The 13,417-nt window shown below is 75.0% G+C and carries 15 protein-coding genes; 9 read left to right on the top strand and 6 right to left on the bottom strand.

Annotated features, from left to right (window positions below; all coding sequences use genetic code 11):
• Nucleotides 1-2: 2 nt before the first annotated feature.
• Nucleotides 3-740, bottom strand: coding sequence for a winged helix-turn-helix transcriptional regulator (locus HLA93_RS10870; RefSeq protein ID WP_222194415.1), 738 nt, complete (start codon nucleotides 738-740; stop codon nucleotides 3-5).
• A gap of 96 nt (nucleotides 741-836) precedes the next feature.
• On the opposite strand from HLA93_RS10870, the gene HLA93_RS10865 reads away from it, so the two are divergent.
• The 6 genes from HLA93_RS10865 to HLA93_RS10840 all read left to right on the top strand — a co-directional run bounded on the left by HLA93_RS10865 (nucleotide 837) and on the right by HLA93_RS10840 (nucleotide 4,962).
• Nucleotides 837-1,658 (top strand): alpha/beta fold hydrolase, encoded by an 822-nt coding sequence (locus tag HLA93_RS10865; RefSeq protein WP_222194414.1) that lies wholly within the window; start codon nucleotides 837-839, stop codon nucleotides 1,656-1,658.
• Entirely contained in the window at nucleotides 1,655-2,476 is an 822-nt protein-coding gene (locus HLA93_RS10860) for a hypothetical protein (RefSeq protein WP_222194413.1), read from the top strand. The genes HLA93_RS10865 and HLA93_RS10860 overlap by 4 nt, the downstream gene beginning before the upstream one ends.
• 22 nt (nucleotides 2,477-2,498) lie before the next feature.
• On the top strand, nucleotides 2,499-3,188 hold the full coding sequence (locus HLA93_RS10855) for an LmeA family phospholipid-binding protein (protein ID WP_222194412.1): 690 nt from the start codon (nucleotides 2,499-2,501) through the stop codon (nucleotides 3,186-3,188).
• 53 nt (nucleotides 3,189-3,241) lie between these two features.
• Nucleotides 3,242-3,592 carry a thioredoxin family protein gene (locus HLA93_RS10850; RefSeq protein ID WP_222194790.1) on the top strand — a complete coding sequence of 117 codons (351 nt, stop codon included), beginning with the start codon at nucleotides 3,242-3,244 and terminating at the stop codon, nucleotides 3,590-3,592.
• 242 nt (nucleotides 3,593-3,834) lie between these two features.
• On the top strand, nucleotides 3,835-4,662 hold the full coding sequence (locus HLA93_RS10845) for a sulfurtransferase (RefSeq protein ID WP_222194411.1): 828 nt from the start codon (nucleotides 3,835-3,837) through the stop codon (nucleotides 4,660-4,662).
• Nucleotides 4,663-4,668: 6 nt separating this feature from the next.
• Nucleotides 4,669-4,962 (top strand): DUF1416 domain-containing protein, encoded by a 294-nt coding sequence (locus tag HLA93_RS10840; protein ID WP_222194410.1) that lies wholly within the window; start codon nucleotides 4,669-4,671, stop codon nucleotides 4,960-4,962.
• Nucleotides 4,963-4,989: 27 nt separating this feature from the next.
• On the opposite strand, the gene HLA93_RS10835 is transcribed toward HLA93_RS10840, so the two are convergent.
• Nucleotides 4,990-5,754, bottom strand: coding sequence for a DUF4184 family protein (locus HLA93_RS10835; RefSeq protein WP_222194409.1), 765 nt, complete (start codon nucleotides 5,752-5,754; stop codon nucleotides 4,990-4,992).
• Between the two features lie 2 nt (nucleotides 5,755-5,756).
• On the bottom strand, nucleotides 5,757-6,443 hold the full coding sequence (locus tag HLA93_RS10830; RefSeq protein ID WP_222194408.1) for a TetR/AcrR family transcriptional regulator: 687 nt from the start codon (nucleotides 6,441-6,443) through the stop codon (nucleotides 5,757-5,759).
• Nucleotides 6,444-6,568: 125 nt separating this feature from the next.
• Between HLA93_RS10830 and HLA93_RS10825 the strand changes: the two genes are divergently transcribed.
• From HLA93_RS10825 to HLA93_RS10815, 3 genes are all read left to right on the top strand, one after another.
• Nucleotides 6,569-7,498: an NAD-dependent epimerase/dehydratase family protein gene (locus HLA93_RS10825; RefSeq protein ID WP_246626401.1), complete on the top strand. Its 930-nt coding sequence runs from the start codon at nucleotides 6,569-6,571 to the stop codon at nucleotides 7,496-7,498.
• A 162-nt stretch (nucleotides 7,499-7,660) separates the two neighbouring features.
• The gene (locus HLA93_RS10820) at nucleotides 7,661-8,233 is read left to right on the top strand and encodes an FABP family protein (RefSeq protein WP_222194407.1); all 573 of its coding nucleotides are present in this window, start codon (nucleotides 7,661-7,663) and stop codon (nucleotides 8,231-8,233) included.
• 4 nt (nucleotides 8,234-8,237) lie between these two features.
• Nucleotides 8,238-9,935: a DUF885 domain-containing protein gene (locus HLA93_RS10815; protein ID WP_222194406.1), complete on the top strand. Its 1,698-nt coding sequence runs from the start codon at nucleotides 8,238-8,240 to the stop codon at nucleotides 9,933-9,935.
• A 64-nt stretch (nucleotides 9,936-9,999) separates the two neighbouring features.
• Here HLA93_RS10815 and HLA93_RS10810 read toward each other — a convergent pair whose 3' ends face one another.
• The 3 genes from HLA93_RS10810 to HLA93_RS10800 all read right to left on the bottom strand — a co-directional run bounded on the left by HLA93_RS10810 (nucleotide 10,000) and on the right by HLA93_RS10800 (nucleotide 13,380).
• Entirely contained in the window at nucleotides 10,000-10,728 is a 729-nt protein-coding gene (locus tag HLA93_RS10810) for a hypothetical protein (RefSeq protein WP_222194405.1), read from the bottom strand.
• A 338-nt stretch (nucleotides 10,729-11,066) separates the two neighbouring features.
• Nucleotides 11,067-12,464 carry a Na+/H+ antiporter NhaA gene (nhaA, locus tag HLA93_RS10805; RefSeq protein WP_222194404.1) on the bottom strand — a complete coding sequence of 466 codons (1,398 nt, stop codon included), beginning with the start codon at nucleotides 12,462-12,464 and terminating at the stop codon, nucleotides 11,067-11,069.
• 70 nt (nucleotides 12,465-12,534) lie between these two features.
• Complete coding sequence (locus HLA93_RS10800) at nucleotides 12,535-13,380, bottom strand: aminotransferase class IV (protein ID WP_222194403.1); 846 nt, start codon at nucleotides 13,378-13,380, stop codon at nucleotides 12,535-12,537.
• Nucleotides 13,381-13,417: the final 37 nt, after the last annotated feature.

Raw genomic sequence — 13,417 nt, 5'->3', positions numbered from 1 at the left:
GCTCAGGACAGCGGCGCGCCGGCGTCGCCGGCGGCCACGTTCGCCGCGGCGGTCGCGTCGGCGACCTGCTGGTCGAGCTTGTAGCCCACGTTGCGGACGGTGCCGATCAGCGCCTCGTGCTCGGTGCCGAGCTTGGCGCGCAGCCGGCGGACGTGGACGTCGACGGTGCGGGTGCCACCGAAGTAGTCGTAGCCCCAGATCTCCTGCAGCAACTGGGCGCGGGAGAAGACCCGGCCCGGGTGCTGCGCCAGGTACTTGAGGAGCTCGAACTCCTTGTAGGTGAGGTCCAGCGGCCGGCCACGGAGCTTGGCCGAGTAGCTGTGCTCGTCGATCACCAGCTCACCGGCCTTGGTCACGCCGCCGTCGGCACCGTCGGCCGGCGTCGCCGCGGCCAGGCGGCGGGCGGTCGCCCACTTGAGCCGCGCGTCGACCTCGGCCGGACCCGCGGTGTCGAGCACCACGTCGTCGACGCCCCAGTCGGCGGACAGTGCGACGAGCCCGCCCTCGGACAGGACGGCCACGAGAGAGGCGGCGACCCCGGTGGAGGCGAGCAGAGAGCACAGCGTCCGGGCGGAGACGAGGTCGTGCCGGGCGTCGACGAGCACGACGTCCCCGGCGTCCCCGTCGAGCAGGCTGGACAGCTCCGGGGCCACCACGCGCACCTGGTGGGCCAGCAACCCCAGGGCGGGGAGGACCTCCGTGGTCGCCTGGCGGGCCGAGGTCATGAGCACGAGTCGCATGTCGTCTCCTCACTGGGGTGTGATCCCAGGCCGTCGACTGCGCTGTCGAGGTGAGAGGGCAGGATAGCCGACGTGCGCCGCCGCTCCCTCCCTCTCGTGGGGGGACGTGTCATCCGGGTCCGCAGCGGCGACGGGGTGCGGCTGGCGGGGCTGGCCTTCCCGGCCGGTCCCGGCGTGCCTGCCGGGCACCCCACCTTCGTGGTCGCACACGGCTTCACCCACTCGGTGTCCCGGGAGTCCTTCGCCCGGCTGGCCGGGTGGCTGACCGCCTTCGGAGACGTGCGGGCCCTGGACGCGCGCGGGCACGGCTCCTCCGGTGGCGGGTCGTCGGCCGGTGGCGAGCCGGAGCTCGCCGACGTCGACGCCGCGGTGCGCGCGGCGCGCGCCGCCGGGGCGGGGCCGGTGGTCACGGTCGGGCTGTCGATGGGCGGTGGTGTGGTGCTCCGCCACGCCGCGGTCGGTCAGCACCGGCCCGACGCGGTGGTCAGCGTGAGCGCGGTGAGTCGCTGGTACGTGCGGGACACCCGGCCGATGCGCCGGGTGCACTGGCTGCTGGAGACGACGGTGGGCCGCCGGCTGGGTGCAGCCCTGCTCGGGCTCCGGCTGGACGTCCCGTGGGCCACGGTGCCCGCCGCGCCGGTGCAGTTGGTCAGCGCGATCGCCCCGCTGCCGCTGCTCCTGGTGCACGGCGACCGTGACGAGTACTTCCCGGTCGAGCACTTCCGGACGCTGGCCCAGGCGGCCGGGCCGGCGGCGACCGTCTGGCTGGAGCCGGACACGGGCCACGCGGAGAGCGGCATGACAGCGGCGCTGGCCCACCGGATCGGCCGGTGGGCGGTGACCGCGGTCGGCGCCGGCGACACGGGCGGGCGCACGGTCCCGGCCGGCCCGGCTCTCTCTGCGACGATCCCAGGGTGAGCGACGCCGACGTGCACCCGACGATGTCGCCGCGCGTCCACCACCTGCCGGCCGCCGGTGCGGTCGTCGTCCTGGTGCTGGTCGCAGCCGGGCTGCCGGCGCTGCTCGGCGACGCCGGCCGGGTGGCCGCGGTGCTCACCCTGCAGCTGGCGCTGGTCGCCGGGTGGGTGGTGGCCACCGGGATCCGCGGTTTCGCCGGGTCACTCGCGCTGGGCGCGGTCGCCGCCGTCGGCGCCGACCTGGCGCTGCTGCTGCCCGACCGTCCCCAGCTGGACGTCGTGCTGGCGGTGCTCGGCCTGGGCTTCCTGGCCGCCGTCGTGCACCAGATGACCCGGCCGGCGCCCCGGCTCTACCTGGTGGCCTCGCTGGCCGGCGTCGTCCTGTTGCTCGGCTCGGTGTGCGCGCTGGCCGTGCTGCTGGCCGTGGGCCGGCTGGACGGCGGTGGTCGGGCGGTCGGGACGGCGGTGCTGGCGGTGGGCGCCGCGTTGCTGGTCGGTCACCTGGTCGACCTGGTGCTGCCCCGGCCGCAGATCGCCCCGGACGTGCCGCGGGGGCTGCTCGGCCTCGGGCTCGCGGTGGCCGCCGCCGTGGTGGTCGCGGTGCTGCGGCGCACCGAGGGCGTGCTGCTGGACGCGCTGTCGGCGGCGATCTACGGGGCGGCGCTGGGCGGGGTGGCCGCCCTGGTGGCCCTCGCGGCGTCCTACGTCGCGGTGGAACGGGGCGAGCGCACCTGGGCGCTGCCGGTGGTGCAGGCGGTCCTGCCGCTGGCCGCCGCCGCGCCGGTGGCCTACGCCCTCGCGGTGCACGGCACGGGCTGACCGGGCGGGCACACTCGGCAGGGTGAAGGCGCTGCTGATCTCCCTGGTGATCGTCGTCGGCCTGCTGGTGGTCGCCGACCGGGTGGGCGTGCGGGTGGCCGAGGGACGGGTCGCCGAGCAGCTCGCCGACCGGGGCGGGCTCGCCGGCACCCCGGAGGTGGACATCACCGGGTTCCCGTTCCTCACCCAGGCGGTCGCGGGCCGGTACGAGGACGTGCGGATCAGCCTGACCGCCGAGGAGCTGGGGCAGCCGGCGGGCACCCGGGCCGACGTGTCGCTGCGGGGTGTGCAGGTGCCGCTCTCCGACGCGCTGTCCGGGTCGGTGCAGCAGATCCCGGTCGAGCAGGTGGACGGCACGGCCACCCTCTCCTACGAGCTGCTGGCCCAGCAGCTCGGCGGCGACACCGTGCTGGAGCAGGACGGCGACGGGCTGCGGATCACCCGGACGCTGGAGGTGCTGGGCGTCGAGTTCCCGGTCACCGCCACCGGGACGCTGGCGCTGGACGGGCAGGACGTCGTCGTCGACGTCGACACCGCGGCCGCGGCCGGGGTGGACGTGCCCGGGGTCGTCGTGGACCGGGCGGCGGACCTGCTCGACTTCTCCTACGCGGTGCCCGCGCTCCCGTTCGGGCTGCAGCTGACCGGCGTGGAGCCGGCGGCCGGCGGGGTGGACGTCCGGGTCGAGGCGACCGACACGGTGCTGCAGGGCTGACCCCGGCTCGCGCCGGGCGGAATCCCTGCGGCCGGCCGCCCGTTGTCCCGGTGATGGACGCCCCCGCCGCACCCGACGACCGGCAGCTCGCCGTCCTGTCCGGACTGGGTGTGCGCCCGGGCGACGCCGAGCTGACCGCCGTGCAGTTCTCCACCGCGTTCTGCGGCCCCTGCCGGGCCACCCGGGCCCGGCTGCAGCAGCTGCAGCGCACCCGGCCGGGGCTGGTGCACGTGCACGTCGACGCGGAGAGCCACCTGGACGCCGTCCGGGCCCTGGACGTCCGGGTCACCCCGACCGTGCTCTGGCTGGGCCGCTCCGGGGCCGTCGTCGCGCGGTCCACCGGCGCGCCGAGCTCCGCGGAGCTGAGCGCCCTGGTCGACGCCCACACGCCGGTGTCGCGGTGATCCGTTACCCTCGCGCCGTGGGCACCCTGCTGACCTCGCGCCGCACAGTCGACCTGTGCCGCGTCGGCAGCTGCCTCTGTCCGGCCTGCTGAGGGCCTCCCCGCCCGGACGTGCCCGCCCCGTCCCGCCGCTCCTGGACCGCCGTCCGTCGCCACCCCGTGCCACCGGCACCGGGACCGGCTCCGTACCGCCGCACCGCACGACGTCCGCACCGCCAGCCCCCCACTGATGGAGGAACCACCATGAGCCGTAGCGACGTGCTCGTCACCGCCGACTGGGCCCAGGAGCACCTGGGTGACCCGGGCATCGTCTTCGTCGAGGTCGACGAGGACACCAGCGCCTACGACGGCGGCCACCTCGAGGGTGCCGTCAAGCTGGACTGGAAGACCGACCTGCAGGACCCGCTGCGCCGTGACTTCGTCGGCCGTGAGGCGTTCGAGGCGCTGCTGTCCTCGCGCGGCATCGGCAACGACGACACCGTGGTCCTCTACGGCGGCAACAACAACTGGTTCGCCGCCTACGCCTACTGGTACTTCAAGCTCTACGGGCACCGCGACGTGAAGCTTGTCGACGGTGGCCGCAAGAAGTGGGAGCTCGACGGCCGCCCGCTGTCGAAGGACACCGTGGAGCGCCCGGCCACCACCTACCGCGCCAGCGAGCCCGACCTGTCGATCCGCGCCTTCCGCGACGAGGTCGTGGCCTCGATCGGCAGCAAGAACATCATCGACGTGCGCTCGCCCGACGAGTTCTCCGGCAAGATCCTCGCCCCGGCGCACCTGCCGCAGGAGCAGGCGCAGAAGGGTGGGCACGTCCCCACGGCGATGAACATCCCGTGGAGCAAGGCGGCCAACGAGGACGGCACGTTCAAGAGCGACGAGGAGCTGGCCAAGCTCTACGCCGAGCAGGGCTTCGACGAGGCCAAGCCGACGATCGCCTACTGCCGCATCGGTGAGCGCTCGAGCCACACCTGGTTCGTCCTGCGCGAGCTGCTCGGCAAGTCCGACGTCAAGAACTACGACGGCTCCTGGGTCGAGTACGGCTCGCTGGTCGGCGTCCCGATCGAGAAGTGAGCTGACATGTGCGGAGCCCCGAAGCAGGGCGGCAGCCTGGCAGGTGTCGACCTGAGCACCCAGACCGTCATCCAGGGATCGGTGTGGCACGACGGCGCCCCGGTGGCCGGTGCCTACGTCCGGCTGCTGGACGCCACGGGTGAGTTCACCGCCGAGGTGGTGACCAGCCCGGAGGGTGAGTTCCGGTTCTTCGCCGCGCCGGGGCAGTGGACCCTGCGGTCGCTGGCGCCGGTCGGGCGCGCCGAGCGTGCCATCGACGCCGAGGTCGGCCTGAACGAGACGACCCTCGCGATCTCCTGACGGCACGCCCCTCGGGGGTGGTCGCGATCAGCGCCCGTCCCGGCTCCGGCCGGGGCGGGCGCTCGTCCGTGCCCACCTGACCGCCCACGAGGCCAGGGCCAGGGTCAGCGCGCTCGCCGCCGCCACGCCCCCACCGCGGAAGGCGGCCTCGACCGCGGCCGATCGCGCGTCGGCCGCGCCGGGGAGGGCGGTCAGCCCGCCGACGAGGCCGGACACCACCACGGCCAGCCAGGGTGCCCACCAGGCCGACCGTCCCGTGGCTGGGACGGGAGCCGACCGCCGCCACCACCACGCGAGCCAGCCGAGCAGGAGCAGGAGCCCGAGCACGCCGCTGCCCTCCTGGGCCCACCGGTGCGCGGGCAGGCCGGCCCACGAGCCCCGCAGCAGGGCGACGTGCTCGGTGCCCCACCGGCCGGGGTGGGTGAACTCGTCCCACAGCACGTGCGTCGCGGCGCCCACCAGCAGCCCCGCCACGACCAGCGCTGCCTGCCGCGGTGTGCGCAGGCGCCGGCCCAGCCCCGGCCGCACGTCGTCCAGTCGGCCTCGGACACCTGCGGGGGCGAACTCCAGCGCCGGCCCGGACAGCAGCCCGTGCCACAGTGCCCAGAGCAGCGCGCCGAGCAGCAGGTCCACGGTCAGCACGGCGAGCGTGGTGTGCGTGGCGAACCCGGGGTGCACCGGCGCGTAGTACGGCAGGTCGGGGGCGATGCTGCCGGCAACCAGCGCCGAGGCGGGCAGCGGAGTGCGCAGGAACGGCAGGACGGCGGCGGGGTGGCTGCCGGTGAACGGCACGCTCAGCCCTCCGGCAGGCCGACAAGCCCGGCGAGGCTGCGCATCGCGTCGTCGAAGAACGCGTCCGGGTCGGTGACGGCGCCGGTGAGGTGGCCGAAGAGCTCGAAGCTGATGGTGCCGAAGACGCTGCTCCAGGCCAGCAGTCCCCGGCCCCGCACGGCGTCGTCCAGGGCGGGGTGCTCCCCGCCCAGCAGCGGGGTGACGTCCGGGCTGATCGCGCCGGTCGGCCGGCCGGTCGCCGGCGGGAGCAACCCGGCCCGGGCGGCGTCCCCGAGGACCCCGCCGAGGACGGCGCCGACCCGGACAGCCGCCGGGACGGTGTCCCGGGGAGCGCGGTAGCCGGGCACCGGCGAGCCGTACAGGAGGGCGTACTCGTGCGGGTGGGCCAGCGCCCAGCCGCGCACGGCCCGGCAGATGCCGAGCCAGCGCTGCATCGGCGGCGCCGCCGGGTCGTCGGCCTGCTCGGCGGCCGCCCCGAGGTCGTCGTAGCCGTCGATGATCAGCCGGGTCAGCAGGTCGTCGCGGCTGGGGAAGTAGCGGTACACCGCGGATGAGGCCATCCCCAGCTCGCGGGCGACGGCGCGCAGCGACAGGCCGGCGGCACCGACGGTGGCCAGCTGGGCGCGGGCCAGGCCGGTGATCTCGGCGGTGAGCTCGGCGCGGGCGCGTTCGCGGGCGGTCGGGGGCACCGGCGCAGCATGGCATTGCAGATCAGTGCTCGCAATCGAGAGCAGTGCTCTTGACAGCGCTGGCGGTAGCGAGCACCGTCAGAGCCGTCCGAGAGCGGTGCTCTCCCAGGAGCGAGGAGATCGAGATGGCACGACACGTGGTGGCCGGCAAGGGCCCGGTCGGCTCGACGACGGCCCGGTTGCTGGCCGAGCAGGGGCACGAGGTGGTCGTCCTCTCGCGCAGCGGCGGCACCAGCACCGACGCGGTGCGGCACGTTCCCGCCGACGCTGCGGACGCCGAGGCACTGGTGCGCGCCGTCGGGCGGGCCGACGTGCTCTACAACGCGGTCAACCCGCCGGACTACACGACGTGGGCCCGCGACTGGCCGCCGATCGCCACCGCGCTGCTGACCGCAGCCGAGCGCTCCGGCGCCGGGCTGGTCATGATGGGCAACCTCTACGGGTACGGGCGTCCGGCAGGGCCGATGACGCCGCAGACCCCGCTGGCCGCCACGGACGTCAAGGGGCGGCTGCGGGCGCAGATGTGGGCGGACGCGCTCGCCGCGCAGCAGGCCGGCCGGGTGCGGGTCACCGAGGCCCGCGCCTCGGACTTCGTCGGGCCCGGCATCCCCGCCGCACAGTCGCACCTGGTCCGTCAGCTGGACACCCTGCGTCGTGGCCGGCGGGCCTGGGTGATCGGCGACCCCGACGTCCCGCGCAGCTGGACCCACGTGCCAGACGCCGCGGCCACCCTGGTCGAACTGGGCAGCGACGACCGGTCCTGGGGTCGCGCGTGGCACGTGCCGAGCCCGGCGCCGCGCACCCAACGGCAGGCGCTGACCGATCTGGCCCGGGCGATGGGCGCACCACCGGCGAAGGTCAGCGGCACCCCCTGGCCGGTGCTGCGCGCCGCGGGGCTCGCCGTCCCGCTGATGCGCGAGATCGTGGCGATCCGGCACCAGTGGGACCAGGAGTACGTGCTGGACGCCGCCGAGACGACGGCGGTGTTCGGGCTGTCCGCGACGCCCTGGGACGACGTCGTCCGGGCGACCGTCGGGGCGGGGGTGCCGGTCTGACCCGGGGCACCGACTGCCCGGGGAGGGGGGCGCGGATACCGTGACGGGCATGGGTCTGGTCTCCGCCTGGGTGCTCATCACCCTCACCGGGCTCGCCGCGCTGGGGTTCGCCGCCTCCGCGTGGCGGGCGACGCGCTCCGATCGCCGACCGGAGCGCACGCGATGAGCGCCCCCGTCCCGCCCGGCTTGCCCACCGGCCCGGTCCAGGGCCCGACCGAGCTGCCGGTCGTCGACACCGTCGACGTCCGTGAGGGCCCGGAGGTCGCCCACGAGCTGCTGTCGGTGCTGCCGCTGCTGGGCGAGTGGCACGGCGAGGGGCAGGCCGCCGGCGCCGAGGGCGACCACCGCTTCGGCCAGTGGGTGCGGTTCGCCCACGACGGGCGCGACTTCCTGACCTACGAGTCGCGGACCTGGCGGATCGGCGAGGACGGCCGGGTCGTCGGCCCCGACCAGCGGGAGTCCGGCTTCCTCCGCCCGCGGGACGGCGACGAGGTCGAGCTGCTGGTCAGCTCCCCGGCCGGGCTGGTGGAGATCTACGTCGGCACCGCCCGGACGACGACCAGCTGGGAGCTGGACACCGACGTCCTGGCCCGCACCCCCGACCACCCCGACACCAGCCGGGCCAAGCGGCTCTACGGCATCGTCGACGGGGCGCTGCTCTACGCCGTCGACCGCGCGGCCGGCGACCAGCCGCTGCGCCCCACCATGTCCGCCCGGCTCGAGAGGATCCGCTGACCCCGTGAGCGCCCCCACCACCCCGCGCCAGGTCGCCGACGCCTACGTCGACGCCGTCTGCGACCTCGACCCCATCGTCGCCACCCAGCTGGGCACCCGTCCCGGGGACGACCGGCTGCCGGACACCAGCCCGGCCGGCCTGGCCGCCGAGGCCGACCTCATGCGGGCCACGCTCGCCGAGCTGGACCGGGTGCTCGCCGAGGACCCGGCGCTGGACGACGACCCGGTCGAGCGGCGTTGCGCCCGGCTGCTGCGTGAGCGCCTCACCGCCGCGCTCGACCTGCACGAGGCGGGGGAGGACCTCCGCGCCGTCTCCAACCTGTTCTCGCCGGTGCACTCCATCCGGCAGGTCTTCTCGATGATGCCGACCCGGACCACCGAGGACTGGGCGGTGCTGGCGCGCCGGCTGGCCCGCGTGCCGGCGGCCTACCGGGGTTACCGCGAGTCGCTGACCGCCGGGGCGGCCCGCGGCCTGTTCGCCGCCCCGCGCCAGGTGCTGACCGTCGTCGGCCAGCTCGACGAGTGGCTGGCCGGGCCGTACTTCGCCGGCGTCGTCGCGGCCGGCCCCGACGAGCTGCGCGCCGAGCTGGACGCCGCGGCGGCGGCCGCCGACGGCGCGGTGGCCGAGGTCCGGGACTTCCTGCGCGACGAGTACGCCTGGCAGGCGACGGGCACCCCCGACGCCGTCGGGCGGGAGCGGTACGCCCGGTTCGCCCGCTCCTGGAACGGCTCGGACCTGGGCGCCGGCACCGGCCTGGAGGACGCCTACGCCTGGGGCTGGGCCGAGCACCAGCGGATCCTCGCCGAGCAGCGCATCGAGGCGGAGAAGGTGCTGCCCGGCGCGACGCCGATGGAGGCGATGCGCTGGCTGTCCGAGCACGGCGAGGCCGTCGAGGGCGTCGAGGCGATCCGGCTGCGGCTGCAGTCGATGATGGACGAGGCGATCGAGGCGCTGGACGGCGTCCACTTCACCATCGCCGGGCCGGTGCGGCAGGTGGAGGCGATGATCGCCCCGCCGGGCAGCGCCGCGGCGCCGTACTACACCCGGCCGGCGCAGGACTTCTCCCGCCCGGGACGCACCTGGCTGCCCACGCTGGGCAAGGAGCGCTTCCCGCTGTGGGACCTCGTCTCCACCTGGTACCACGAGGGCGTTCCCGGCCACCACCTGCAGCTGGCCCAGTGGGCCTACGTCTCCGGCGACCTGTCCAGCTACCAGACGTCGCTGGGCTCGGTCGGGGCCAACGTCGAGGGCTGGGCGCTCTACGCCGAGCGGCTGATGGACGAGCTGGGCTTCCTCTCCGACCCGGGCGCCCGGCTGGGCTACCTGGACGCGCAGCAGATGCGCGCGGTGCGCGTGGTCGTCGACATCGGCATGCACCTGGAGCTGCCGATCCCCGCAGACGCGGAGGGCGCCGTCGCCGAGTACCGGGGCAAGCCCTGGACGCCGGAGCTGGCGCGGGCCTTCTTCGGGGAGAACTGCGGCCGGGACGCCGACTTCCTGGACAGCGAGCTGGTGCGCTACCTCGGCATGCCGGGGCAGGCGATCAGCTACAAGCTGGGGGAGCGGGCCTGGCTCGAGGGTCGCGCGGCCGCCCAGGCGGCGCGGGGCGCGGACTTCGACCCGCGGGCCTGGCACATGGCCGCCCTCTCCCAGGGCAGTCTCGGCCTGGACGACCTCGCCGCCGAGCTCGCCCAGCTCTAGTCGTTCCGGCCCCCTCGCAGGGGCCCGCCGCGAGCTCGCGAGCGGTGGGGGGCGAGGGGGTCCTTCAGCAGTCGGGGGCGTCGGCGGGGGTCGGGTTGACCTGGTCGGCGTCCCAGGTGGTGCGCTGCCGGAACTCGGCCGGTGCGGCCTCCAGGCCCTCGGCGGCCAGCACGTCGGCGATGCACCCGGCGCTGCCGGCGACGTAGCTGGTGACCAGGTCGATGTCGGTCACCACGCACCAGGCGCGGTCGGCCGGCCACCAGAGGTTGGCGCTCTGCTCGAACGGCTCGGCCGCCATGTTCACCGCGGCCAGCGAGATCGGGCCGTTGACCACCCAGTACTCCCGGCCGGGCAGGCTCAGCGTCGGGTGGTCGGTGATCACCGCGCCGCCCTGCGCGACGGCGAACCAGCACACGTCCGGCGTCGTCGTCCAGCGGGCGAGCACCTCGACCAGCCGTTCGGCGACCGGGGCCGGCAGGTGGCCGCGGGCCGGCGCGCCGTGCCACAGCGGCGCCTGGTCGTCGTTCTCGAAGTACTCCATCGAGCCGGTGACCGAGCCCCACTGCATGAGCGGGTGGGCGGTGGTGCCGTTGGCCGCGGCGACGGAGGACCACGGGACCTCGACGTCGTCGTCCCCGACGTAGCGCACGGCCGGGTGGAAGACCCGGGCGACGGCCTCGAAGGAAGCGGGGGCCAGCGCAGCGACCGTCTCGGGGGCGGCGGCGCGGGCGGCCTCGGCCAGCCAGATGCCGGCGGAGGTGTCCAGGGCGACGGGCCGGCCGGCGAACTGCACGGTCTGACCTCCCCCGGACAACGGACAACCCCCGGGCTGCTCCGTGGCGCTGTGCCCACCGTAACGGGGGAGCTGCGCACGGGCCGACTGGACAACGTCGGCAGCCCGGGGGTCGGGTGACTGTCCGGTTCTCGCTCGCCGCCATCGACGGACGGGCGGGATGCCGCTGCTCAGGCCTGACCGTGGGTCTTCCACGGTGGCTGAGCGGGCGGCCCATCTGGACGGCGGCTAGCGGACAGCCACCTCACGCGTCCTGTAAGTCATCAACTTAGGGACCACCTCCTCTCTCGTGTACCTCGACGGTACGACGCGGAGAGGGGCTCGGCAACGACCTTTTCTCAGGTGTCGGACGACGGCCCGGCGGTGCGCCCGGGCGGGGTCGCGTCCTTCCAGTCCGGGTCGTGGGTGGCCTTGTCGTCCACGGTGTGGACCTCCCGGCCGTCCTGGGTCTGGTAGACGTCGGGCACGCCGTCCTGGTTGCGGTCCTCGGTCTCGGTGGCGGCGATCCGGCGGTACCGCCGGTCGCGCGTCTTGAGCAGGATCGAGGCCAGCAGGGCCGCCGTCAGGGTGCCGACGAGGACGCCGACCTTCACGTGCTCGTCGCGCAGCGAGCCCTCTCCGTAGGCGAGTGCGCCGATGAGCAGGGAGACGGTGAACCCGATCCCGGCGAGCATGGCCAGGCCGATGACGTCGGGCCAGCCGAGCGACTCGTCGAGCTCGGCACGGGTGAACCGGGAGACCAGCCAGGTGGCCCCGGTGATGCCGATCGTCTTGCCGCACACCAGGCCGACCACGATGCCGATGGCCACCGGGTCGGACAGCGACTCGGCCAGACCGGAGAACCCGCCGATGGTCACGCCGGCGGCGAAGAACGCGAACACCGGGACGGCGAACCCGGCGGAGATCGGGCGGATGCGGTGCTCGAAGTGCTCGGCCAGGCCGGGGCCGGCGTCCGGGCCGCCGGCGGCCTGGCTCCGGATGACCGGCACCGTGAAGGCCAGCAGCACGCCCGCGACGGTGGCGTGCACCCCGGACTCGTGCATCAGCACCCAGGTGACGACGGCGAGCGGGATGAGCAGCCACCAGGAGCGGATCCGCTTCTGCACGAGGAACCCGAAGACGGCGAGCGGGATCAGCGAGAGCAACAGCGGCGTGACCGCCAGCTCGGAGGTGTAGAAGATCGCGATGACCGTGATGGCGAGCAGGTCGTCGACCACCGCCAGGGTCAGCAGGAAGGTGCGCAGCGCAGTGGGCAGATGGGTGCTGATCACCGCGAGGACGGCGAGGGCGAAGGCGATGTCGGTGGCCGTCGGGATGGCCCAGCCGCGCAGCGCGCCGTCGCCGGTGCCCAGGTTCACCAGGACGAAGAGGACGGCGGGGACGACCATGCCGCCGACCGCGGCGGCGACCGGGAGGACCGCCCGCCGGGGTTCACGCAGGTCTCCGGCGACGAACTCGCGCTTGAGCTCGAGGCCGACCACGAAGAAGAAGATCGCCAGCAGCCCGTCGGCCGCCCAGGTGCCGAGGGTGAGGTCGAGGTGCAGCGACTCCGGGCCGACCCGGGTGTCGCGCAGCGCCTCGTAGGAGTCCGCCCAGGGCGAGTTCGCCCAGACCAGGGCGATCACCGTGCCCACCAGGAGGAGGGCCCCGCCGATGGTCTCCTTGCGGAGGACCGCGGCGATGCGCGTGGCCTCCGGGTACGACCCGCGGCTGAACAGGCGGGTGGGTGTGCTCACGTGGCAGCTCCGATGTGCGGGGTCGGGAAGGGAGTTGCCGACCAGACTTCCCGGCGCACCTCGGTCCACACTACCGGGCGAGCAGTTGCCGAACTCGTGGGGAGAGCCCGGCGTCCCCGCGGTCCACGCCGTCCACCCGGGTGACCGGTGTGGCGCCACGGATCCCGGAGAGCAGCCAGACGGCCTCGGCGCGGTGCAGGTCCTCGACCGTGCCGTCGGTGACGGCGGTGGGCCAGCCGTCGGCCTCCGCCCTGGCGAACAGCCGGGCCTGGGTCGTGCCGGGCAGGATCCCGGTCTCCACCGGTGGGGTGTGCAGCCGCCCTCCGGCCGCCCAGACGACGGTCGAGGTGGGCCCCTCCAGCAGCCGGCCCTCCAGTGAGGTGAAGACGACGTCGTCGGCGCCCACGGCGTGCGCGTGCCGCTGGGCGGCCATGTTCACCGCGTAGGACAGCGTCTTCGCCCCGCCGAGCAGCCAGGGAGCGGTGGCGCGGAAGTCGGCCGGTACGCCCAGGGACAGGGCGACCACCGCGATGCCCGCGGTCCGCTGCCGCAGCGTCTCGGCCGGCACCGGGGCCAGCAGGGCCAGCAGCGTGGGCGGGGTGCCGTCGCCGAGGCCGCGGGTGAGGAAGACGCGGCAGGCGCCCTCGGTGCCCTCGGGCCAGCCGGTGGTCACCGCGGCGACCATCGCGCGCACGGCGTCGTCACCGGGGTGGGTCAGGCCCATGATCCCGGTGGAGCGGCGCAGCCGGTCCAGGTGCGCGTCCAGGTGCGGCGTCGTCCCGCCGGCGACGAGCACGGACTCGAAGACGCCGTCGCCGCGACCCAGGCCCAGGTCGAACGCGGTCACCACCGGTTCGTCCGGGCCGACCACCGAGGCCGCGCCGTTCCGCCAGACCGCCACTCGCGAGGTGCTCACGGCTCCACCCTGCCGTACCGGCGAACTAGGCTCCGAC

The organism is Modestobacter italicus (genome assembly GCF_019799965.1).
In the GTDB taxonomy this organism is placed as follows: domain Bacteria; phylum Actinomycetota; class Actinomycetes; order Mycobacteriales; family Geodermatophilaceae; genus Modestobacter; species Modestobacter italicus_A.
Note: the sequence above shows the minus strand (reverse complement) of the source record. Positions and strands in the feature narration are given on the sequence as shown.